Genomic DNA, 22,439 nt, shown 5'->3' with positions numbered 1-22,439 from the left:
TCTACCTAGTTGGATAAATAGAAATGTAAAAAAAAAGGGAGAACACAAACGCAAATGAAGATGCCAATAAATGAAATTGAAATCGCAGCGCAAACTTTGCCGATGAAGGAAAAAACACAAGCAGCGGTAATCAGAGAACTCGTTGCGCAGCAAGCAGAACATGCAGAACTTATTGAAGCCCTACAAGATGCAATCGAACGCATTGAACAGGCACTTTTACATTTTAATCAGCAGTAATTTTAAAAGAGGTATTTCCAATGAACAAAGTAGATTTAACAGAATTATACGAAATTATGGAAGCAAAGATTTCCTTCAAGCCGTCGCGCTTGGACCCGCTTGCAGACCTAAATCGTTCAACGATGACAGTCGATTACAAGCCACGTTTCGGCACAACGCAAGTTCCATTCATGGACTTCTCAAAGGGTGATCGTAACTGGCTTGATTTGCTCATCACCGAGTTGACGACCATCGGCGACACATTCCGAGACGATAAAATCATCATGCTTGGTTATGCCAGCGCAAAACCCGGACGTGGCGGAAAGCAGACATGGCAGCAGTATGTAGAGGGCTTGTATGCGGACAAGGTTCAGCAGCGCAAGGATTACAGCGAAGCACAACTCAAGCACTTGCCGAAATTGATTGACCTTCTCCGTCAGGGCAAGCGCCTCAGTGGTTGCGGCAATCTTGAATTCTACAATCTAACAACGAGCAAAACACTTTAAGGGGAGGGCGATATGAAAGAGGAAAAACTACGCCAGATTATTCGCGAAGAAATCAGAAAACACGAAGCAATCATTGCAGAAATTGAAAAGGAGCATTGGTCATATGAGATGAAATGCATGATTAATCGTGCTTGTATGTTTGATAATAGAGATTTAACTCGCCCAAGCAGACCAAAAATAACTGAAAGTTTGTTTCAGTTGGTTTATCTCGATATGCAAAGCAAGCCATTTTACAACAATGTATGCCATCACGAGTTAACTAAAATAATTGTTGATGAAATCGATTTGAAGGAAAAGATTGATAAAGCAATTACAGCAACGAAAGTCGCGGAGTTCGCCGAGGAAAACAGAGAGAAACATCGCCGAATGTTATCGATGGGGCGATATAATCCCAATCCTATTGTGACAAAAAAGAATGTCTTTTCAGGCTTCCGCAGATGGTTCGGAGGTGCAGCATGAGCAATAGTAATTGGGTTCAAACATATCATGCATTAACGCTAGAATTTCCATTTTGGGAAAACCAGAGTCGCGTGGCAAATAAAAATGCACATGAACTGGGAAAACTGTCGTCAGCAGAACGCATTAGGCGAATACATGAACTGATTAATGAATCTATTCTGGAACAAGTGCGAGAGAAACTAAAATCAGTTAATTCTGATACTCGCATATATGAAAAGTATTATGATTTAGACAATAATATTATTCGAGTGGACTTGCGAATTGAGGACACTAAAGAAGCCATTCTGTTTAAGTTAACTCACGGTGGTGTGCTGTGAGAAACAAGTTTGAACAGAAGGTAGCGAAACAAGTAGGGCAGGGCTTCTCATATGAAGCAAAGCGTTTGCCCTACACAATCGAGCATACCTATTTGCCCGATTGGATTAACGAGCAGACCAAAGAGATTATTGAGGCAAAGGGCCGATTTACAGCAAGTGACCGTCAGAAGATGCTAGCAGTGAAACTAGCCCATCCCGATTACACCATCACCATCGTATTTCAGAACCCGACATTACCCATCAATAAGGGAAGCAAAACCACATACGCTAGTTGGTGCGACAAGTACGGCTTTGCTTGGAGAAAAGCCTAGTCGACGACATACCACTGCTTATCTGTGTCTAACCCATTCCTGTTTCACGAAGCGTCTTTGATCCGATTGGTACTCAAAGTATTATGTGACTTCAACTCAGACGAGCGTGGGCATTATGTTTAGAGATAAAACGACTTTTGTGATTGGTGCAGGGGCGAGCGCTGAGTTTGGCTTACCGGTGGGATCGCAACTTGCCCAACAGATTCGCGAAACATGCAAACTCGAATACGAACGTAATTACGGGTCGAGGATTGCCAATGAGGATTTCGCTCACGCAGTGACTCAAGGCTGGCCAGAGTTTCGCGGTGAACTCATATATAAAGCGCTTCAACGGATTCATACAGCAATTGATACAAGTGTCAGTATTGACGCATTTATTCACCGCAACAGAAATGATAAAGTTTTAGTTGAGATGGGGAAAGCCTTGATCGCTTGGAATATTGCTTCTGCCGAAGCGAATTCTAGAATGAGGACTGAAGGCTACATACCGGGAATGATTGAAACATTTAATCGGTCTGAGATAACTGATACTTGGATAGGTAAATTCACGCGCATATTATTTGATGGCGTCACCGATGCTAGAGAGTTGTCAAAGCAAGTTCGTATTATTTGTTTTAACTATGATCGATGTATCGAATACTACCTCATAGAATCCATTATGGTCGCATTCGACACCTCACGAAAAGATGCTGCCGAAATTGTAAGCGAAATTGAGATCATTCATCCATACGGCTACCTTGGAAAGGTACCGGAAGACTTGAGAGCGGCGCAAGATGACGAGTGTGCATTTGGACGGCCTGTTTCTTATGACTTCCCATTAAGAAAAGTTTCGAGTCGAATCCGGACCTATACGGAGCAAACTCAAGACATTGCGTTGGTCAAGCGGATACATTCGGCGATCAATAGCGCGAGGAACTTGGTGTTTCTCGGATTTGGATTTAATAATCAGAATCTCGACCTAATGCGCGTTATGGGTGGACTTGCTACAGCATCAGACGAGCCAAAGAATATCTATGCTAGCGGTAAAGGTATAGCAGGTGAAGTAGAAGAGACTTTAAAAAGACGCATAACAAATATTTACTCTCACTATGATTTCCAAACGCGTAAGTCGTACTACGATAAAATCAATGTTTGTTTCGATAAAACATGCGGTCAGTTGTTCGACACGCACCAAATGAATTTACAAAAGTTCATATTGAGTAGTTTCGATATCATGCTCGATGGCGTTGAAGAGAAGTTAATGTTTGGTGTTCTTCAAGCCAGTAAGAGCATTGAAAATTAAGTAAGGTTTAGTAAAAAGGCAGCACGCTGCCCAAAACTAGCATAGTAATTTCCCACGCCGCCAATAAATACGGCATGGCAATAAACACAGCATCACTTAAATTAATCAAGGACTTCGAAGGCTGCAAACTCCTAGCATATGTTTGTCCGGCCGGAGTTCCCACCATCGGATACGGACACACACGCACGGTAAGCCGAGCAGACGTTGGCAAAAAGCGCATCACTCAAAGTGAAGCAGATCGACTGCTAATGCAGTTTGATCTTCCCACATATGAGGCAGCAGTTAAGCGTCTGGTGAAAGTCCCGCTAACAGAGAACCAATATGGCGCACTGGTAAGTTTTACATACAACTTGGGCGAAACGAACCTGAGCAAGTCAACGCTACTCAAGCGCATTAACAGTAGAGCACCAATTGCGGAAATCGAACGTAGTTGGCTGCAATGGAACAAAGCCGGCGGCAAAGTCCTGAACGGCTTAACCAGACGGAGACAGGCAGAAGTGGCCCTGTTTAAGCGATGAAAGCAGAACACCTAACCCGCAACGATCTGTCCCTGCTTGCATATGTCCGCTTCCACGCAAAACGTATGCAGGAGATTAAACAGCGCCAGGACGAATACGCGAGGGAGTTGGAAGACGTGCTGCAAGCATATGCAAGGGGCGAAGACTTAATCCTCTGGAAACTTAGCCGCGAATAATTCCCACGCATAATTGACGGTAATCAATCCCCCGAATAGTAAAGCCCAAGGGTAGAGCGAACGGGGGATTTTCCATGGATATACAGCCGATACTGGCATCAGGGCCACTTGTGCCTGAGACAGTTACCCAAGCGGTCGAAGTTGCCGGATTTAATGTCGGTGGGTTTTTGTCGGCGGGTCTTTGGATAGCAATATTCATGTTCGTCTTAAAAGAGGGGTGGGAGTGGTTTAAGAAACGGCGAGACAACGCGCGAAGGATGAAGGTTTATAAGAGAATTGCCGCTAATGAATGTCAGAGGCTGATTAATCATATAAAGTTATACAACATACTGTGTGCTGTTGTTCGTCCAGATGCAGACGGTTATTCGGTGAAGACCGGCAGTAGTGGTCGTCAAGTGATAGAAATTGCCGGTTATAACGGAATTCCAGAAACAGAGTATGTTTTCAATCTTCCAACAATATCAACAAGCACGCTGGAAAAACTGGTTTTCGATGTTGGTGCTATAGACCCTCGATTTTCAGAAAGCATAAGCGGTGTTTTGGAAGTGGCTTTGGGTATGACCGACAGTCTAGATTTCATTATTGATAACTCTGTTCTCTTGAACAACGAAGAAAACAATCTAAAAATAAAAACAATGTGGACGTTAATTAGTCATCGCGCCAACGGATGGAAAGACAAAGTAGAGAGTATGGCGAAGAAGTGTCGTTCTCAATGATTAAAGTTCAGTGTGGGATCACTGCGGTATTCCACGCAATAGCGATTTAAACAGACAATCAGCGCAAACAGCACCGTCTCGTAGAAAATCCGAGAGGTGCATTGTAAGCCTTTGTTTTCAAAGGGCAACCGATCTTCGCTCTTGCATCAAACTCTTTTGGCAATAGGCACAAGCAATGTGCGTTGACTGTGCCGAAGGAGTTACAACCTATGCAACCTACACAACCTGCAAACTACGTTGCTTATTATCGCGTATCGACTGCTAAACAAGGTCAAAGCGGACTTGGTCTAGAGGCACAACGAGCAGCATGTGCGGGTTATAGTCCGATAGCCGAGTTCACCGACATTGAGTCGGGCAAGAACAATGACCGTGACCAGTTGCAAGCAGCAATGCAGTTTGCACGAGCGAATAAAGCCACGCTGGTATTTGCCAAACTGGATCGCCTGTCTCGTAATGCAGCGTTTATCCTATCGCTTATGGAGAAAGGTGTTCGCATTCGTTGTGCGGATATGCCGGATGCAGATGAGTTTCAATTACATCTATATGCGATCCTTGCGCACAAAGAACGCCGGATGATCTCAGAACGAACCAAAGCAGCACTAGCAGCGGCTAAAGAACGTGGCGTTAAACTCGGTGGCACACAAGCAAGCACGAGAGCGCGCATAGATGCATTTGACGAACATGTGTTTCCCATTGTCCAGAGCATCATACAGTGCGGCGCAGTAGGTCCAGCAGCAATTGCTAGAGAACTTAATGCGAAGCAAATCCCGACAGCACAGGGGAAGCAATGGGTCTCAACACAGGTGACGCGCTTGCTTCACAGGCTAGGAATGTAAGGGGCTATACACCCCCTGTGGATTCATACAAATAAGGAACAGATCGTCAGCCAAATTTGATTGTAAAAACTGTTGCTTTCAGACCATTTACGGTTGAGCGGTCTTTCGAAGTTTCGCCCGAAAGTTATAATTGATCTTTCGGTAGTAACGATTCTGGCGGTTGATGATGGCTATAACAAAACTGTATTCGGAGCGACAAAAAGAATTACGCGGAGAGGATACGGATGTCTACGTTTACGATAAAGTACCTGACGCATTAAGAAATCAAATTTGGATGATTGTTGAAGAAAATTTGGGGGACAGGAACAGTTATTACAATCGACATCAGCAGGATGTTAGTGCAGCATACGATTACATCGTTGATACTCTTCGTCGCGAATACGGCGTTTTCGAACTCTCTCCAACAATGTCTACAGCGGATAAATTCAATGACCTACGATCGTTCTTACTCAAAGAGCCGTCTGTTGATAAATTCATAGATGCAGTGGAGATAATAGCGCATATTATAGATAGTTTTACTTCACAATTTAATTACCGAGGGTTGATGGATGCGCGCGAAAAGTCAAATGCTGCCATCGCGGAAATAAATCATCGCTTCAAGAGGGCGATGATTGGTTTTGAGTATGTAGGTAATGAAGTAGTTCGAATAGACTCCGAATTCGTTCATGTAGAAGCGGTTAAGCCTGCTTTAGTGATCTTAAGAGGTCGCGGATATTCCGGCGCTCAGCAGGAGTTCTTAAGTGCCTTCGAACACTATCGTCACGGTCGAGCAAAAGAGGCTCTAGTTGACTGCCTAAAGTCTTTCGAAAGTACCATGAAGGCAATCTGCGAGAAACGCGGGTGGATATTCTCGCCCAAATCAACGGCAAAAGACCTCATTCAGATTTGTTTAGAGAATGAACTAGTTCCCAAGTATTGGCAGCAACATTTTTCATGTCTACGGGCGGGGTTGGAGAGTGGGATTCCCACTGCACGAAATAGGACGTCTGGTCACGGGCAAGGAGTTCAACCGACTGAAGTGCCTGAAGAGATTGCCAGTTATATGCTTCATATGACGGCTTCCACTATTTTGTTTCTCGCTCGCTCGGAAGAAAGAATTCCCAGCACTGAAACACTTGCCTAATCAATATCGCTAGGTGTCCGTATGAGCCGTAAAGTAACTATATCGGGTCTATTGCCGTGGATCGGAGTTTTTATCGGCACCCTCTTTGTTTTTTACACTGTTTATACGATGGGGTATTTTTCAGTTCTTGGGCCTGAATTGTTGGGCTTTTATCTAGAAACTAACTTTATTCAGGGTGCAATATTGTCGATTCCGGGTTTAGTGGGGGTCCTAGCCGCAAGTCTTCCCGCATTAGGCCTTCTTGGTGCTCTTTCCCTAATGGACGACGATACGATCAAAAATAACAAGTATCTAAGCGTCGCAGATCGGCTCGATCCCAATCTTGTTATGGTTTGGGTTCTTGGCTTTTGCATAGCCTCGTCCGTAGCCTTAAATTGGTTTTTTCCTGATCGATTTTATTTTTTTCAAATGATGATATTTTTTATCTACTTTGGAGCAAACGGGATACAGGGCTTATCAGCACTCGCTGATCGGAAGGCGTTCAAGTCAATTGTGCCGTTCACTTGCTCACTTGTTGCTGCATATGGAGTATTATTTTTCTTAGGAAAATATAGCGCTGCAAATGATATTGAAAAGGATAAAGTTCGTTACTCAGTTTATACGGATGATAAGTCTTTTATCAATGTGAACGTCGTTTTCTCGTCATCAAGTGTCTTAGTAATCAAGAGTGGATCGGATATTATTTTTTATGAACGCTCTCAGGTGAAACGCGTTGAGCGCTTGCTAAAAGATTAGAAATAGACTGAATTCTCCGGTTGCCCTGATTGCTCAACGGCTATTGATAGACAAGCACGCAAGCAATAGGGCTTGCGGTGCAAAGGACTACTTGATGACAAACGCAATTGAACTTCTAAAGGCCGCTGCAACTACTGGCTTTGTTGGTGGACAGAACGCAGTAGAGATTTTCCTGAACAAGATCGATACGCAGGTAGCAAACGCAAAGCAGGTCAAAGAAGGCAAAACACTTAACACACGATCGCTGTGGTTCCGCAAAGACGGTGCTGGTTACGTGGTGCGTGTTGGTCGTAATGCTTTCGAGATTGCAGGTAGCAAACTATTTCGGGCAAATGATCTTGATGAAGTGGTCGCGATCCTGACCGCTGCAAAAGAAGCAATTCAAGCGGATGCTAAGTTGCAGGAGACAATCACTAAGTTCTCGAAAGAGCGCAGCGAACGTCTCAAGAAGGGTCGCACTAAGGCGAAAGCGTAACATCAACTAATTGCGCAATTAGTTGTAGAAGCCCATCGGAAACGGTGGGCTTTGTCATGTCAGCATGAGTAGGATGCAAAGACGCACAGACGCTCACACAGCGAGGTAACAGGGGCGGGGATGCTTGCGTTACTGCATGGGGTGCATTGCGCTGCACGATACATCTATGCGTCTTTACGACTGTAATGTCGTACTGCGTTAGAGGCATGTCAAGGATAAGCGCTTACGTGTGGCGCTGCATGGCTTGCAAGCATTGCTTCATGCGCAAGGACGATACGTCTATGCGTCTTGCTGACACGCTCACACGCACTTGCATTGCACGTTTGGACAGGGGGCAGCACACCCCCTGTGGGTCCAAATGAAACAGGAACAGATCACCAACTAATTTTGATACCGCTGAGAAAACATTTCAGTGGTCGTAGTCAGTGATTCCGATATCAAAAGTGTCCATTTGCCGAGTAGTTTGCATCAGTGAAATTCGCCTCGAACCGACGATTTCAAGAATTTCTTCGATGTCGGATTTAGAGGTTCGCAATCCAAATATAATGCCGTCGATTTCCTCATAATGAAGGGGGATGTCTTCGAAAGACTGCGTCGGCGCACGTCCCGGGAATACTATTCGCCATTCGTCCTCATATGACCAATGATCCGATTTTACGTACAGTGAATTGTAGAAAATATCCCTTGGATCGAAGGAGTCTGTTTCAAACAGTTTATCCACGTACAACCGAGTAGCGAACATATACGGGATTTTTTTGCGATATCTGACCGGTGTGCAGTGTGGAAGAATTGATTTTTCAGAGTTATTTTTAATGCGGAGCACCACGCCTTTATGTGAATCCGCATAGTGGGACCACATGGTGGGCACAAACGGATCGACGGTCAGCGATAGCATCTTGACATGTTTGAACTTCTCACGAGAACGCAGATTTGCGTCATTGATCAGACCCGGCATCTTGGCAAATTGTTGTTCCGGTAGTCGTTCTGCCATCGTACTACGCAGCAGTTGCTTCTGAGTTTCGTACGAAAAACTCTGAAACTTCGCCATAATCCTAGAGACGCCCGAAGCGGGGTTGCCGCTCGTGTAATTCTCCCAAACCGCTTCAGTTATCTCATCTATGATTTTAATGTAATCAGTCTCGATTCCTAAGTCGATTTGCATATCGAATGGATCGTTGAGTAACTCCGGTTTCGACCAACGCAACGTATTGTTTCTCAGCACCTTCTTAGCCGTGCTGGCGCACATATACTTGAAAAAGTATTGCCTTACGTTGCTGAGTCCCGCTGGGGCATGGGGCGCCGCGATGTCGAAATCTGCTTTTGAATACAATATTGCCATGAAATGCCCGCCCTTCGTAGATGCTAGCCCTTAACTTTCACAGGTCGCCAAACGACCGTTTCATGCTGCCGCTCGAAACCGGGAAGTTCCGGTTTCACCTCGCAGTTTCGAGAATCACATCGAGTACATTTAAACCGTAAACCGCTCAGACTTCGACCATATCCAAACATTTCGGCAAGATCGCTCGCGAGAAATCGCGCTTCGCGTTTGCAGTCGCGACAGGTGGCGACCACAAACATTCCATGGCGTGCTGCATCTGCGAGGGATCGGATAGTACGTGTCATGCCCTCATATAGAACAGAAGGGGAACATCGGCAATCCGCTATAATAAGCGCTAAAATTTACGGTTGGGGAAATGCCTTCGCTAACGCGATGCTGAATGGCAGTAGAATTCGATCATCACCGTTCATATAAGCATCGTGCGGGCCAATATCGCCGTTTTTTGCGGCGGCGTATATTGGGTTACGTTCAAGCCACTCCATTGGGATAGAACTGTCTAACTCCAGTCTTAGAGCAACCATTTGGCAGCGGATTTGATTAATTTTCAGGCGAGTTTCATCATTAGTGTAAGGGTCCACGCAGCACTCGTTCAGGCTACGTTCGGTATCGAAAAGAGTATCACTAGTACTCATAGTTTTGTCCTTTTAATCGAAGTCAACAAATGGAGAAACTGAACTCGTGGTTCAAACCAACCAGTCATCCAGACCTTCGAGAAGGTGATTTTCGGTCAGCATATCGGAGGAGCCAAGAATTTCGTCGGTGGACTTCCGGCCATATTCGGCAATGAACTGCTTCATATCAGTCGCGTCTTCAAAGCCCATAAACAAGAAATGCGCATGTTGACTCTCATCAGTTTCGTGAGCCTTGATTTTAATATCAACACTTGCTTGGCGAGAGCCGACGATACTTCCGAGAACCACGTTAACATCGGGATGGTCAACGCCTTCAAAAACAAGAAGCGTGTTTTCTCCATCGACCCCATACTTCTCTCGCATGGTGCTCAGAAAAATTAATTCGTCCGACCACTTGTTTTCTAGAGAAGGATTGAAAGGTGATGACCTAAATTTATTTGTGGTTTCACCGTGATAGCGAAAACGATCATTATAGTTAAAGCAACAATACCCGTTTGCCACTGCCTCTAGTCGTAATGCGTCTATACGCTCGAAAACTCGTGAAATTGTAAGTTTCTTTGTGAACATGCCCCGCCTCATTCTGCCTCACTTAGAGTGAAGCCATATACGAAAAAGCCCCGGCGAACCGGGGCTTCTGTTAACTCGATACTGCTGCCTTATATCCCTCAATCGCATCATCGATTTCAGCAATCCATTTTCTAACCAGCGCAATTTCGTCCGCATACCTGACCTCTACAGGCCAAGATGCGGCAGGATCGCGGGTTTCAATGTGAGGAACCCAACGGTATCTCCCGCTTTCACGGACAGATAACGCGGCCTTTTCGTCTTGAGACAATAGCCTCTTTTCACGAAAGACGGCCCTAAAGGCTTCCTCATGCTGCCGGTGTTCAAGCCGTAGTCGCTTCAACTCAACTCGGCGCTTGCTAGGATCAAGGCCGATTGCATATCGAACGTTGCGAAAACGTCTATGCAGATGAGTGAGAGCACGAGCGACGACTGAACACCGCCTGTAATACTCAATTGATGCCTCGGGAGCATCACACAGTTCACGCTGCTCACGTTCAGCCTTCTTGCGTACCGCAACTGCCCGATGCCATGAAATCCGTTGTTCCACCGTAAGGTGACCATCAACGAAATTTTTTGGCATAGCAGTTTGGTTGAGCAATGCGTCTAAAGCGTTTTCAAAACGTGCTCTGATAAGCAAACCGGCAAAGATGATTGAATAATCGGGTGACATAGTACCTCCAACAAAAGAGGGGATGGCAATGCCATCCCCTTCGTAAACTCCAAAACTATTACTTAACATCGCGAGCCAGAGCCGGATCAAGTTCTGCAACATCTAGCGATTCTTCTTTGGCCTTCCAGTAAGTTTCAGCAACCGCAGGGCGCTGGTTCTTGAACAAGCGCAATACATCGTTGCTTTCCTTACCGGCGTCGCCAAGAATTTCTAGTTCACCGTCCTTTACCCGTACGAGAGCGACACCGAGATAGCCTTCATGTAACTTGATTGCTTTCTCAATTTGCTTTGTGAATGGGACTGTTGCTAGTGGATTGAGTTCGAAAACTCCCTTCCATTCGCTTTCGTCCATCACTTCGCGCGGTCCAGTAGTGTGAATTTCGCGGTCTGCTTTGATGATGTCATTAATAGTCGGCTTTATCGTTTGCTTCGTCTCTTTCCGATTAAAGGTAATCGACTTGCGCGTGATAAAGTGTTCCAGCAGAGTGTCGCCAGTTAGATTAAATTCGATAGCGAAGCGGCAAACATGCGAATATTTCTCGCTGCTACGATTAGGAGCCCACTTGGTTTGTTCGCGACCTTTCTCATCTTTTTTGGTTACCCAATTACCGTCCACAGCGCGGACAAGCATAAGATAAGGATTGTTACTTTTGAGCGCTTCCTCAACATTCTTGGTTCCAAAAAGAGCCTCGAAAAGTTTGATGAATGCCTTCCTCGTTTCGGACTCAACGTCCGTTAGAGTGCGGGCTGCGTCCACAAGTTTAGCAACATAGCGATATGTCGCATCGCGTAACTTGTTATCGTCAAAGACAAGCCCGGAGGCTTGGTCGTTGAGTTCAACAATAAACTGCTTTGCCGACGGCGCTACTTCTAGTTCTGATACGTGGTGTGAAAACACACTACGCGATAGGGCGAACACTTTCTTCTCAGCCAGAATGGTAGCGTCGATGGAGTTGTTGGATACATTCTTAATCTCAGTCATTTGTGCGTCCTTTCATGTTTGTTGCACGTTTCACCTCGGTCGGGTGCGTGAAGTTTCCTTCGGATGACCAAGATTTTTTCCGCCGCGTGTTTCCCGTTGAACGGTAGAAACAATCACCAACCTGCCGGAACGCATGTCCATTAAAGGACTAGTTGAATGACGTAACATGACGACTTTACATATGACTTTTCAAAGAACGGTCAGGCCGATTACTCGGCAAGACAGGGAGGTTCTATCTATGCCTTGCTTGTGTCGCAAGTATTAATTTATGTTAACCAAATATAGGATTAATTTACTCTTAAATGGAATTGGAAGGGGGCTTGGAGATGCTTCACTCAAAGTGAAGATGGTGTGAGACGCGTCCGCTTCACTCAAAGTGAAGCGTCCGGTTTTTTAGGGGAAATGTTTTCGACCGGCGTTACGTCGATGACCTTAGTGTCTTGTCCGACAGCAGCCATTGACGCATTCATCTTTGCAATCAGGTCGCTCATGTTGTGTGTCACTTGATGGTCAATATCGACCTTCTGCGCCGCTTTGCTCACGAATGGCGATAGGAACATTTCAGTAGCCTTCAATTGTACCATTTCGTTCGTGCTATTCATCATCAAGTCGTAAGCCTTGTTGACGGCTTCCAGCGAGTGACCTTGCAGCGCTTCCTTAATCTCAGGTGGTGTCGGTGGACGGCCTTTCGGATTGCCCGACTGACCCTTCTTATATGGTTTCAATCCAGCAAGACGAGACGGCGGATAATGTTTGTTATCGCTCTTAGGCATCCTTGTCTCCGATCACATGACCGCCAAGCAGTTCTCGATATTTCAGCGCTAATTCCTCGGTTGGAAAACCGATCACAAATGAAGTGTCGGAGTCTGTAAGGCGAATGTCATATTCGGTTTCTAGGTTCTCTTTGATCCAACGACCGTATTTCTGTTCCACCCATTGCGCTGTTGCCTCGCTTGCACTTAACCCTGCGTTTGCTTCGATAAAGCCTTTAATTTCGCCTTCGACATAGCCCTGTGCGATTGCCATTTTAATCTTCATGAATTCCCTCCTTGGTTGTCTTGTATTTATTAAGAGGACGCCAGAAATCAGTGTGGACGTGTGCCGTCCAGAAGCCAGTCAGAGCGCCAATTAAGCCCATCCAATTAAATACGGAGAGGGGCATTTCGGTCCCGATGAAGGGGCTGAACATGACTACAATTCTCGCCGCGATACTATCGCTGCTCAACTCGCTTGGAATTAATCACGCTCACATGTTTGCTGGCCTTGCCGGTGCGATTGTCCGCACAATGATGGTCAAGGCTCAATCGAAGTGGGAAACCCTTACAGGCGGGTTTGTCGGTACTGCTTGCGCGGTCTACCTGACACCCATCCTGACCAAATATTTTCAGGTGGCTGACACTGACCTGTCAACGAACAACGGCATTGCGTTCGGTATAGGCTTGATCGGCGTTTATCTGGCTGAAGGTGCAATTCGCATGGTGCAGCGTTGGGCGCGTGATCCAAAATTACCAAAGAGCGCAGACCTGAAAGGCATCGTCGGAACGCTCGTAGAAGACGAAAAGCAGGAAAAAGACGTGGGGAAATAAATATCACCGAAAGGTGGTATTAATGGCATTATCCGCTCAAAAGGCACAATTTTTTCAGCAGCATTTATTTCCGAAATACAAAGAGGATATCGCGTTTTTCGCGCATCACTTGTTCGGAACGACACTCTCCCCAAAGCAAATCGAATTTGCAGAAGCATTCCAACGAAGCAAGCGCATCACATTCAAAGGTGGTGCTGGTTTCGGCAAGACACACGTTATGGCGGTCGTGTTTTGGTGGTGCATGATCTGTCACGACAACGTCAAGGTTACGATCTTCGGGCCGTCCGAGCAGCAGATTAAAACAAATATTTGGAATGAAATTCTGATGCTTCACGGCAAAATGTCCGATGAAGACATTAAGGAAGCATACGATGCCACAGCAACCAAGGTTGAGCGCAAGACACGCCCGAATGATTGCCTCGGCGTCTTCAAGTTGGCGAACAAAGAGAACATCGAAAATGCGCGAGGTATTCACGCGCCTAACAACTTCATTTTCGTTGATGAGGCCACAGGTGTTCCCGATGAAGTGTTTGACGCCTTCAAAGGTATTTTTCGCGATAAGAACCCGAAACTCTGCCTCATTTCCAACCCGACAAGAACTAGCGGTCGTTTTTGGGAAACATGGAACGATCCCGCAATAAGCGACAGGTGGACTAAGGTTCACGGCCAGTCCTCCGACAAGCCGGGATGGACGCAAGAGGATGCAGAGGAAGCGAAGGCCGATTACGGGGGGGAGTTCTCACGCGAATATCGCATGATGGTCCTCGGTGAGTTTCCGCTATCCGATGAAGATGGACTAATCCCACGCAATAAGGTCGAGGAAGCAGCATTCAATACAGATGCTATTCCAGCGGCAAACAAGCCGATAATCTGGGGGCTTGACCCTGCTGGTCAGGGTGGCGACCGTTCCGTTCTCATAAAGCGCCATGACAATGTTGTGCTTGACGATCCGAAGGTCTGGAAAGGGTTAGAACCCGCAACGCTCGCTTATGCAGTGCGCGACTTGTATTTCACTGCCGATAAAGCCGAGCAGCCGAAGTTCGTTTGCGTTGACGCCATCGGCATCGGTAACGGCATCGCCAGTATGCTCAAAGAACTCGGCGTGCCGGTAAAAGCGGTTGTCGTTTCCAATACGCCAACGCGCCGACCTGAGTTTTTCAATCGCCTTCGTGATCAACTGTGGTGGGAATGCCGAGACTGGTTCGTCAAAGGCAATGTCAGCATTCCAAAGCATTCAGAACTCATCAACGAGTTGGCGTTTCCAACTTACGACACGGAACGAAACGGCAAAGTTAAGGTCGAGGACAAGAAGTCTATCCGCAAACGCATGGGCGCTTCGCCCGACTTTGCCGATGCTCTCTGCCTGACGTTTGCAGTGTCCTCAACGAGCCTTGGAACTACAGCCGATTGGACGCGTCCGGTCGATTACGGCGATCTGCGTTGTTTTGAATAAGCCCCAATAAATACCCGGAATATTCAAAAACGAGAACCGCATTAATGCGGCGAAAGGCGCTATGGCTAAGAAAAATAAGAAGAAGTTCCTGAGCGACGACGATCTAGCACGCAAAATTGGAAGTCTGGTCAACGAGGCTGTGGGCTTTTCGACCGATAACATTGCACTGAAACAAGAAGAAGCAATCAAGCAGTATCTGCGCAAGCCAATGGCGGGTGATGCATCGATCAAGGGCCGTTCCAAATACATCGTCCCGAAAGTCCTAGAGCATACCGAGTGGATGACAGGTCAGATTATTCGCGTCTTCGATACGCAGAAGAAAGTGGTCGAATTTCTCCCAAGTCGTGCAGATCAGGAAGCGCTTGCAATCCAGCAGACCGACGTTGCGAATTTTGTTGCTCGCGACCTCAACAGTCATGTTGCTTGGCTTCTTCCGTGGGTTAAGAACGCTGCAATTACTGGCCTTGGCATCGTAATGGTGGACTTCAAAGCCCACAAAGAGGAATTGCTCCCGCAGTTGGTCAAAGGCGTTACGGACGAGCAACTAGTCTTCTTCCAAGAACAGGAAGAAGCAGGGAAGATCATCATTGAGGAAGCCAGCGAGCCTTATAGCGCTCCACCGGCTCCTGCTGATCCAAACAACCCTGACCCGATGGCTGCATTTGCGCAGTTGATGCCGCAGCCGCAGTTATACGACCTCAAAATTCGCCATATCCGCACTCAGCGCAGAATGAACATAGTGAACCTCGCTCCTGAAAACTTCATCGTTTCAAAGGACGCAGACTTTGACCAGCAAACAGGCGGCATTCGCGCAAAGTTGCAGGGGCATAAAGCAGTCGTAGGACGCCAGATGCTTATCGAACAGGGCCACGATGTTGAGAAGATAAAAGGCATTCCTAGCGCATCTGACGAGACAAGCGGCATTAGCGTGCAACGCGCATCAGTGCTGAATTTTGACCAAGGCATAAGCGATATTGAAGACGAGGTATTTGTATATGAAATCTATACGTTCATGGCGATTGAGAGCGAAAAGCGCCGTCATTACCGCATTACGCTTGCCGGCGATATTCAAAGCAATCCGGTCGTGTTGGGCTATGAAGAAGTAAGCAAATTCTACCCATATGCTGCGTTCTGCCCGTTTGTAACGCCAAACACGCTCTTCGGTCAGGGCATTGCAGATCGCGTTGGCCCAGAGCAGGAACTGCTTTCGAAGATGCAGCGCGGTATTATTGATAACCTCAATATGCACGTTCATCCGATTAAGGTGGTCAATCCAGACGTTACGCGTTTTGATGATGCTTTGAACTTGGCTCCCGGTGCTGCTATCCGATCAACAAGCCCTGATGCCGGTATTAACTTCATCAGCACACCATTTACTGGCGCTTCGGCTTTGCCAGTGATGGAGCAAATCAGAGAGACAGCAGAACTTACAACCGGCGTTGGCGGTGCGATGATGAGCATCAATGCCAGCGACATGCAGAACACGACAGCGACAGCATCAAGCCAGCGTGCAAACGCAAGTCAGATGCTTGTTGAAATGGTTTGTCGCCATTTTGCAGATACCGGCTACCGCTACTTGTTCCGCATTATCATCGATCTTCTCATCCAATATCCAGACGATGCAGAGGCGTTGATTACGCGCTTGCTTGGCAAGTACGAGAAGATGCTGGTGGATGAATGGGACCCGGAATTAGACATTTCCGCAACTGTTGCTTTCGGCGTGATGAACAAGGACGGCAATATGATGTCGCTCCAGATGATCTTGCAGAACCAGTTTACGGCAATGGAACGCCAGATGCCGTTCGTTAATCAGCAGCACATTTATGAAACGCTTGTGCGTATAGCCGAGAACGCAGGCTTTAAGAACGCTAACGCCTTCTTCCAAGATCCAGCAACAATCCCGCCACCACCCCCACCGCAGCCACCACAGCCAAGCCCTGACACTCTCGGTCTAATCGAGGTTGAGAAGGCCAAGGCGGAACTACGTGCGCAGTCCGAACGCGAAAAGCGTGAGTTTGAAGCGAAGAAACTCATCATGGAAAACGACCGCATTCGCGACCTGGCCTTCGCCGATCTTGAACTCAAGCGTGCTGAAATCGCGGCCAAATACAACGCGCAAGTAAATATGGCAGCGATCAAAGCCGAGCAGGAAGCGAAGCGCATGGACATGGATTTTGCAAGCGCGGAACAAGATGCGCAGGTGCAAATGCAAGTCGCACGCGAACAGAACCGCCAGCAGCAGGCACAGGCAGATCAAGAAGCAGCGGCAGCAATGCAGCAGGCAATGCAGGGCTTCACTCAAAGTGAAGGAATGCCACCAGAAGCAGAGGGGTTAATGCCTCCGCAAGCGGATATGCCGCCACAGTTTTAAGGAGAGCAAATGGATTATCAAAGAGAGCGTAACGAACAGGCATTGAACAAGATCATGGAGAGAGGGCGCATGGCGGAATTGCTGCTCTCAATTCCTGAGTTTCATCGCTTTTTCGATGAAGTGCGTGAGGATTATTACCGCAACTTTTCACTCATAAACCCAACAGAACCGGATGAAGTACTCGCGTATCAGCACCAAGCCCATGCCCTGATCAGGGTGCAGCAGAAAGCCGAACTTTACGTTGCAGAGGCGAAAGCCGAAATGGAACGCCGCAATCAAAACTAACGGACAAACGGTCCTAATCCGGAGTGTCCGAATAAATAAAACAATAAAAACAAATTAGGAGAAAACCTATGGACGGAACCAACAACCCCGATATCGGGGCTGGTTATACCCCGGCGGAAGCAACCGAACACATCGCTAAGTTCTTGGACAGTGAAACCACTACAACCCAAAACGTAGATGCTGATGAGGGTTTCGATTTTGAACCCTCAAACGAGTCGGTAGACGAAACTACAACCGAAACAGATTTTGAACCTGATCAGTCAGATGAAGTTGAAGAAGTAGCAGAAGAAACCGAACAAACGGAAGAAGCGCCAAGCGCGTTCGATATTCCAGAAGATGCACTCATTACCATCGGTGATGAACAAGTGTCGGGCAAGGAACTATTGGACGGTTATATGCGCCGTTCCGACTACACGAGAAAGACGCAAGAGGTTTCTGAACTTAAGAAGCAATACGCAGAAGTTCAGGCCGACAAGCATGTTCATCGTGGTCAGTTAGACCAACATTTGGATGCTATTCTGACACAAGTGGCAATGGAATTTCAGACGTTGCAGGAGCCTGATTGGGACTACCTGAGACAGTATGATTTCCCGACCTATATGCAGGAAAAGGAAAATTACCAGCGCCGCGAGGCTACTGTTAAGCAGTTAGCAGACGCCAAAAACGAAATCGCACGTAAGGATGCCGAACACCTAGCCCAACTACGTAGACAGGCGATTGAAGACGCTAAGGTCGAGTTGCAGACACTTCGACCAGAATTCAAAGACCCGAAGGTAGCCCAAGCAGGACTGGTTAAAACAGAGGATTATCTTCTGACCTATGGCTTCTCACCGGATGAAATTTCAACGGTGCAAGATGCCAAGATCATCGACATTGTTTTGAAGGCTATTGCCTACGATGACATGCAGAAGAAGGTTCCAGCAGCACGCAAGCATATCGAGGATAAAGCCCCGATCTCGATGCCGCAGGGAGTTAAAACAACCTCCGTTTCAGCGGATCAAGCATTCCAGCGAGACGTTAACCGACTAAAGCGCTCTGGCTCTCAGAAAGACGCCATCAGCGTAATCAGCAAACTACTTTAAAAATTTTGGAGAATATCAATAATGGCAACATTGAAGACCACTGACGTTAAACACGTCCGCGAAGACCTCGGCAATTACATCAGCATGATTTCGCCGGAAAAGACACCATTCAAGACAGAGATTGGTAAGTCCAAGGCTACGTCCACTTGGCACGAATTCCTCACTGACGAACTTGCCCCGGCAAATGCTGCAAATGCGCGCCTTGAAGGTGCAGACGCTAACGAAGCCGACAACAGAGGTCCAGCACGTATCGGCAATCGCACTCAGATTTTTGCTAAGGAAGTAACAATCGCGAACACTCTACAGGCTGTTGATACTGCTGGTGCACGTAACGAAAAGGCACGCCAGATTACTAAGGCCGGTGCTGAATTGAACCGCGATATTGAAGCGGCTCTCGTTTCGGCTAATCCATCTGCATCAACTCCGGGAATGCTCGGTGGTGCAGAAGCATGGATCAAGACGAACGCGCTTCACGGCACTGGCGGCTCGACTGCTGGTTTTGCTAACAACAACGTTGGCGCTGTAACCGACGGTGACGAACAGGAACTTACTGTTGAACTTCTCAACAAACTATTCGGCCAGATTTGGGAAGCCGGTGGCAATGCTGCGCAGGTTATCGCTCCGGGTAAGGTAAAGCAGACAATCTCAGCGCTTGCTGGTGGCGTTGGCGTTTGGCAGACCCCTGCAGAAAAGAAGACAATCTATGCAGGTGTCGACTATTACGTTTCCGATTTCGGCGTTCACGAGATTATCCCGCATCACTTCATGACAAAGACCACTCTTATCGCATTCGATAAGGACCTTTGGAACGTTGCAACATTGCGCGGCATCACCAAGAACGAACTCGCTAAGACAGGTGACTCCGACAAGGTTCAGATCATCACTGAATTGACCCTTGAGTGCTTGAACGAAGCCGGTAACGGTAAGATCGCAGACATTAAGGTCAACTAAGCAATCGCATAATGAACTAGCGGTGGGGGCTTCGGCCCCCATTTTTTATACCCGCAAATAAATAACACAACAACAATAATAAGGGCGGGAAGATGAACGAAGAACGCACCACATATGAGATCGGTGATCTCATCACTCATGGAACATTTTGTATCTACAGCGGTCCAGAGAAGACTATCTGGCTGACCCGCGACGGTGACCAGATGTATGAAACCGTCCAGTGGAAAGACTTTCGAGCGATGCTCGATCAAAATGCCAAAGAAGCCGCAACTTTCAACGTTCACGGCAATCATGGTTCTATCGTGAAACTCGCAAGTGTTCCTATCGGTCTGCGTTATGAGTGGTCGAAGGAAGGCATCATTGATGATCCAGATGCACTTAAACGCCGTCTAAATGATTCAGACAACGCGAAATTCCGCGTCAATAATTGGAGAATTTAAATGGCTATTTCCAATTATGACGAACTGCGCGTTGCAATCTCAGAATACGCTCGACGCGAAGGCGATCCCACATTTCCGGTCGATAACTTCATTTCACTTGCAGAGGCTGATTTCCGACCTTTCATCAAGCATTACATGAATGAGAAGGCCGTAAAGATCGACAATGTTACGGACTTCATTGAGTTCCCTGTTGATATGGTTGCGCCGCGTGCGGTGCGTATCGGAAGCATTACACCGACACTAGTAAGCCCGTATTCACCTTCGATCTATCCGAACCAGATTGGCTATTTTCAAGAGGGCAACGGCTATCGCTTGGTACGCGAAGATTATCAGCCGGTTACGGTCACGCTCATTTATCACGGCAGCGTTCCAGCGCTTTCGCCAACTAATCCGACAAACTGGCTCATTGCTCGTTTCCCGCAAGTTTATCTGAGTGGCGCACTGATTTACGCGCATCGTTGGCTTGATGATGTTGAGTCGGAACAACTCGAAAAGCAGTCACTTGCGGAAGCAATGGGCCGCATCGATGAAGATAATCGCAATGTGCAGCGTGGCGGCAATGCGGTCATCACGGAGGGTGTTCTATGGTAATCACAGGCGCATTTGGACCGTGGTGTCCTGACCTTCCGGCACTCAACAACCCCGGTGTTACGATTGCTCGTAATGTGACTCCAGGTATCGGCACGCAACCGGGCATGGTGACATATCACCCGATGCGTGGCTTGAGCCTGTATTCGGATACAGTGTTGGACAGCAGGCCATTAGGTACGCTCGTCGGTCGCGACAAAAGCAGTCTCGCAAAGGTTTATGCCGGAACAAAGAACTCGTTATTCAAACTCAATGCGAACGATCTCAAATGGAAAAATATCTCAGCGGACGGAGGCTATTCCACTGCTGACGGTGAAAGATGGGTGTTTGCGGAGTTTGGCGATATTGTTGCAGCGTTCAATTACTCCAATGAACCTCAATATATCCAAAAGAGCCAAGACATAAAATATGACCGCTTAACGTCTCTCGTCAGAGCGCGACATTGCGCGGTTGTGCGCGACTTCCTTGTTGTCGCCAATACGCTTGATGCGCTCGATGGTCAGGTTCCTTACCGCGTTCGATGGTCTGCTGTGAATAATCCGTTCGATTGGAATTTCTCGCAACAGACGATGGCAGACTTTCAGGACATTTTTAACGGCGGTAACATCATGGGCGTGGTCGGCGGTGAAGCCGGTTACATTTTGATGGAACGCTCAATCGTCAAAATGTCCTTCATGGGCGCTCCGTTGATCTTCCAGTTCGACCAGTTGCCATCTGCAATGGGGAAGGGCTGCTCGGTCGCAGAGAGCATCATCACGGTGGAGGGCAAAACCTTCTTCCTAAGTGTTGACGGCTTCTATGTGTTGGAAGGCGATCAGATTAGGCCAATCGGCGACGGTCAGATCAACCGCTATTTCCTGAACAACGTTGATGACGCCCGTTACCAGTACATGACGGTAGCAAGCGATCCGGCGAAGAAACTCGTTTACTGGTCCTATCTGAGTAAAGGCGCGTCAGGTGAAGAAGCCGACAAAATCCTCATCTATAATTATCAGACCGGCAATTGGTCCGAGGCCGATGCAACAGCAGGTTACATTTTCAACAGTTTGAGCCTTCCGTGGACCATCGAGCAGTTGGACGTTTTCGGCACGATTGAAAAAGTTCCTGCACCCTTCGACAGTCCGATGTGGGCTGGTGGCGATGCCATGCTTTGGGCAATGGATAAAACGGGTAAGATTTTCATCTTCGGTGGCACGACAATGCGAGGGCTTATCGAGACGCAGGAGCAGTTTCTCGTAAGTTCTATCTCCGACGCCCGAGGGGAGCGCACTAACGTCAACCGGGTTCGTCCGCTGTATCACGGTACAGGACTAGTGCAAGTGCGCGGAGGGCATCGAACCAACGTGTATGATGCTCTGACGTACACTGAGAGTGTGCCTGTGAATGACAAATCCGGCTGGGCTTACTTCCGCTATCAGAACAAGTTCCATCGTTTCCGCTTCTCGTTTGAAGGCGAGTGGAGCGAAGCGATGGGCTATCATATCGAAGCATTTCCGGCAGGAGATCGCTGATGAAAATTATACGTGATCCCAGCAATCCCCGACAGGTCAAAGAAGTGGTGGACCAGATTGTTCGCCAATTCGACAATACCGGCAGCGCAGTATTAGCCGCCAATACGACGAAGACGATTATTCAAAATCCGAAGGTGACGAGCATGAGTAAAATAATGCTTGCACCGAGAGATGCGAACGCGGCGCAACGCATGAATGCGACATGGGTCGATCAAGTTTCGAATGGGTCTTTTACCGTAAACCACGACTCCATAACGGCTGCTCGTAAAATCGATTACGTGATTTTTTGTATCGGTTGAGTTTTTAACGAAT

29 protein-coding genes are annotated in these 22,439 nt (G+C 47.3%); 22 read left to right on the top strand and 7 right to left on the bottom strand.

Features of this window, described 5'->3' with window-relative positions; genetic code table 11:
- Window positions 1-54: 54 nt before the first annotated feature.
- From CEV32_RS16230 to CEV32_RS16170, 12 genes are all read left to right on the top strand, one after another.
- Window positions 55-237, top strand: coding sequence for a hypothetical protein (locus CEV32_RS16230; RefSeq protein ID WP_094578165.1), 183 nt, complete (start codon window positions 55-57; stop codon window positions 235-237).
- Between the two features lie 20 nt (window positions 238-257).
- Window positions 258-722 carry a hypothetical protein gene (locus tag CEV32_RS16225; RefSeq protein WP_143128848.1) on the top strand — a complete coding sequence of 155 codons (465 nt, stop codon included), beginning with the start codon at window positions 258-260 and terminating at the stop codon, window positions 720-722.
- Between the two features lie 12 nt (window positions 723-734).
- Window positions 735-1,181 (top strand): hypothetical protein, encoded by a 447-nt coding sequence (locus CEV32_RS16220; RefSeq protein WP_094578163.1) that lies wholly within the window; start codon window positions 735-737, stop codon window positions 1,179-1,181.
- Window positions 1,178-1,498 (top strand): hypothetical protein, encoded by a 321-nt coding sequence (locus tag CEV32_RS16215; protein WP_094578162.1) that lies wholly within the window; start codon window positions 1,178-1,180, stop codon window positions 1,496-1,498. Before CEV32_RS16220 ends, CEV32_RS16215 begins: the two co-directional genes overlap by 4 nt.
- Complete coding sequence (locus CEV32_RS16210; RefSeq protein WP_094578161.1) at window positions 1,495-1,809, top strand: PDDEXK family nuclease; 315 nt, start codon at window positions 1,495-1,497, stop codon at window positions 1,807-1,809. Before CEV32_RS16215 ends, CEV32_RS16210 begins: the two co-directional genes overlap by 4 nt.
- 115 nt (window positions 1,810-1,924) lie before the next feature.
- Window positions 1,925-3,091: an SIR2 family protein gene (locus CEV32_RS16205; protein ID WP_094578160.1), complete on the top strand. Its 1,167-nt coding sequence runs from the start codon at window positions 1,925-1,927 to the stop codon at window positions 3,089-3,091.
- A gap of 74 nt (window positions 3,092-3,165) precedes the next feature.
- Window positions 3,166-3,609: a lysozyme gene (locus tag CEV32_RS16200; RefSeq protein ID WP_094578159.1), complete on the top strand. Its 444-nt coding sequence runs from the start codon at window positions 3,166-3,168 to the stop codon at window positions 3,607-3,609.
- A gap of 250 nt (window positions 3,610-3,859) precedes the next feature.
- Window positions 3,860-4,501, top strand: a complete 642-nt coding sequence (locus CEV32_RS16190; protein ID WP_094578157.1) for a hypothetical protein — start codon at window positions 3,860-3,862, stop codon at window positions 4,499-4,501.
- Window positions 4,502-4,710: 209 nt separating this feature from the next.
- The gene (locus CEV32_RS16185; RefSeq protein ID WP_094578156.1) at window positions 4,711-5,337 is read left to right on the top strand and encodes a recombinase family protein; all 627 of its coding nucleotides are present in this window, start codon (window positions 4,711-4,713) and stop codon (window positions 5,335-5,337) included.
- Between the two features lie 163 nt (window positions 5,338-5,500).
- On the top strand, window positions 5,501-6,460 hold the full coding sequence (locus CEV32_RS16180) for an STM4504/CBY_0614 family protein (protein WP_208620862.1): 960 nt from the start codon (window positions 5,501-5,503) through the stop codon (window positions 6,458-6,460).
- Window positions 6,461-6,481: 21 nt separating this feature from the next.
- Window positions 6,482-7,195 carry a hypothetical protein gene (locus CEV32_RS16175; protein ID WP_094578154.1) on the top strand — a complete coding sequence of 238 codons (714 nt, stop codon included), beginning with the start codon at window positions 6,482-6,484 and terminating at the stop codon, window positions 7,193-7,195.
- A gap of 94 nt (window positions 7,196-7,289) precedes the next feature.
- Entirely contained in the window at window positions 7,290-7,670 is a 381-nt protein-coding gene (locus CEV32_RS16170; protein ID WP_094578153.1) for a hypothetical protein, read from the top strand.
- Window positions 7,671-8,079: 409 nt separating this feature from the next.
- Here the strand turns inward: CEV32_RS16170 and CEV32_RS16165 are convergent, their stop codons facing one another.
- The 7 genes from CEV32_RS16165 to CEV32_RS16135 form a co-directional block, all read right to left on the bottom strand.
- Window positions 8,080-9,009: a DUF2971 domain-containing protein gene (locus CEV32_RS16165; protein WP_094578152.1), complete on the bottom strand. Its 930-nt coding sequence runs from the start codon at window positions 9,007-9,009 to the stop codon at window positions 8,080-8,082.
- Between the two features lie 341 nt (window positions 9,010-9,350).
- Window positions 9,351-9,641, bottom strand: coding sequence for a hypothetical protein (locus CEV32_RS16160; protein ID WP_094578151.1), 291 nt, complete (start codon window positions 9,639-9,641; stop codon window positions 9,351-9,353).
- Window positions 9,642-9,692: 51 nt separating this feature from the next.
- A complete protein-coding gene (locus CEV32_RS23500) occupies window positions 9,693-10,208 on the bottom strand; it encodes a hypothetical protein (protein ID WP_143128847.1) in 516 nt (171 codons plus the stop codon).
- 70 nt (window positions 10,209-10,278) lie between these two features.
- Entirely contained in the window at window positions 10,279-10,980 is a 702-nt protein-coding gene (locus tag CEV32_RS16150; RefSeq protein ID WP_143128846.1) for a hypothetical protein, read from the bottom strand.
- Window positions 10,937-11,860 (bottom strand): hypothetical protein, encoded by a 924-nt coding sequence (locus tag CEV32_RS16145; RefSeq protein ID WP_094578148.1) that lies wholly within the window; start codon window positions 11,858-11,860, stop codon window positions 10,937-10,939. The genes CEV32_RS16150 and CEV32_RS16145 overlap by 44 nt, the downstream gene beginning before the upstream one ends.
- Before the next feature lie 371 nt (window positions 11,861-12,231).
- Window positions 12,232-12,633 carry a DUF5681 domain-containing protein gene (locus tag CEV32_RS16140; RefSeq protein ID WP_094578147.1) on the bottom strand — a complete coding sequence of 134 codons (402 nt, stop codon included), beginning with the start codon at window positions 12,631-12,633 and terminating at the stop codon, window positions 12,232-12,234.
- Window positions 12,626-12,898, bottom strand: a complete 273-nt coding sequence (locus CEV32_RS16135; RefSeq protein ID WP_143128845.1) for a hypothetical protein — start codon at window positions 12,896-12,898, stop codon at window positions 12,626-12,628. Before CEV32_RS16135 ends, CEV32_RS16140 begins: the two co-directional genes overlap by 8 nt.
- A 149-nt stretch (window positions 12,899-13,047) precedes the next feature.
- On the opposite strand from CEV32_RS16135, the gene CEV32_RS16130 reads away from it, so the two are divergent.
- From CEV32_RS16130 to CEV32_RS16085, 10 genes are all read left to right on the top strand, one after another.
- Complete coding sequence (locus CEV32_RS16130) at window positions 13,048-13,446, top strand: hypothetical protein (protein ID WP_094578145.1); 399 nt, start codon at window positions 13,048-13,050, stop codon at window positions 13,444-13,446.
- A gap of 22 nt (window positions 13,447-13,468) precedes the next feature.
- Window positions 13,469-14,899 carry a hypothetical protein gene (locus CEV32_RS16125; RefSeq protein WP_094578144.1) on the top strand — a complete coding sequence of 477 codons (1,431 nt, stop codon included), beginning with the start codon at window positions 13,469-13,471 and terminating at the stop codon, window positions 14,897-14,899.
- A gap of 61 nt (window positions 14,900-14,960) precedes the next feature.
- Complete coding sequence (locus tag CEV32_RS16120) at window positions 14,961-17,270, top strand: portal protein (RefSeq protein WP_094578143.1); 2,310 nt, start codon at window positions 14,961-14,963, stop codon at window positions 17,268-17,270.
- A gap of 9 nt (window positions 17,271-17,279) precedes the next feature.
- The gene (locus tag CEV32_RS16115; RefSeq protein ID WP_094578142.1) at window positions 17,280-17,555 is read left to right on the top strand and encodes a hypothetical protein; all 276 of its coding nucleotides are present in this window, start codon (window positions 17,280-17,282) and stop codon (window positions 17,553-17,555) included.
- A 68-nt stretch (window positions 17,556-17,623) separates the two neighbouring features.
- Complete coding sequence (locus CEV32_RS16110) at window positions 17,624-18,637, top strand: hypothetical protein (protein ID WP_094578141.1); 1,014 nt, start codon at window positions 17,624-17,626, stop codon at window positions 18,635-18,637.
- A gap of 21 nt (window positions 18,638-18,658) precedes the next feature.
- Entirely contained in the window at window positions 18,659-19,588 is a 930-nt protein-coding gene (locus tag CEV32_RS16105) for an SU10 major capsid protein (protein ID WP_094578140.1), read from the top strand.
- 92 nt (window positions 19,589-19,680) lie between these two features.
- A complete protein-coding gene (locus CEV32_RS16100; RefSeq protein ID WP_094578139.1) occupies window positions 19,681-20,028 on the top strand; it encodes a hypothetical protein in 348 nt (115 codons plus the stop codon).
- Window positions 20,029-20,619, top strand: coding sequence for a phage adaptor protein (locus tag CEV32_RS16095; protein ID WP_094578138.1), 591 nt, complete (start codon window positions 20,029-20,031; stop codon window positions 20,617-20,619).
- Window positions 20,613-22,127, top strand: a complete 1,515-nt coding sequence (locus CEV32_RS16090; protein ID WP_094578137.1) for a hypothetical protein — start codon at window positions 20,613-20,615, stop codon at window positions 22,125-22,127. Before CEV32_RS16095 ends, CEV32_RS16090 begins: the two co-directional genes overlap by 7 nt.
- The gene (locus tag CEV32_RS16085) at window positions 22,127-22,426 is read left to right on the top strand and encodes a hypothetical protein (protein ID WP_094578136.1); all 300 of its coding nucleotides are present in this window, start codon (window positions 22,127-22,129) and stop codon (window positions 22,424-22,426) included. The genes CEV32_RS16090 and CEV32_RS16085 overlap by 1 nt, the downstream gene beginning before the upstream one ends.
- Window positions 22,427-22,439 lie beyond the last annotated feature (13 nt).

Source organism: Brucella rhizosphaerae, from assembly GCF_002252475.1.
GTDB lineage: Bacteria > Pseudomonadota > Alphaproteobacteria > Rhizobiales > Rhizobiaceae > Brucella > Brucella rhizosphaerae.
This window is presented reverse-complemented; position numbering and strand designations above follow the sequence as displayed.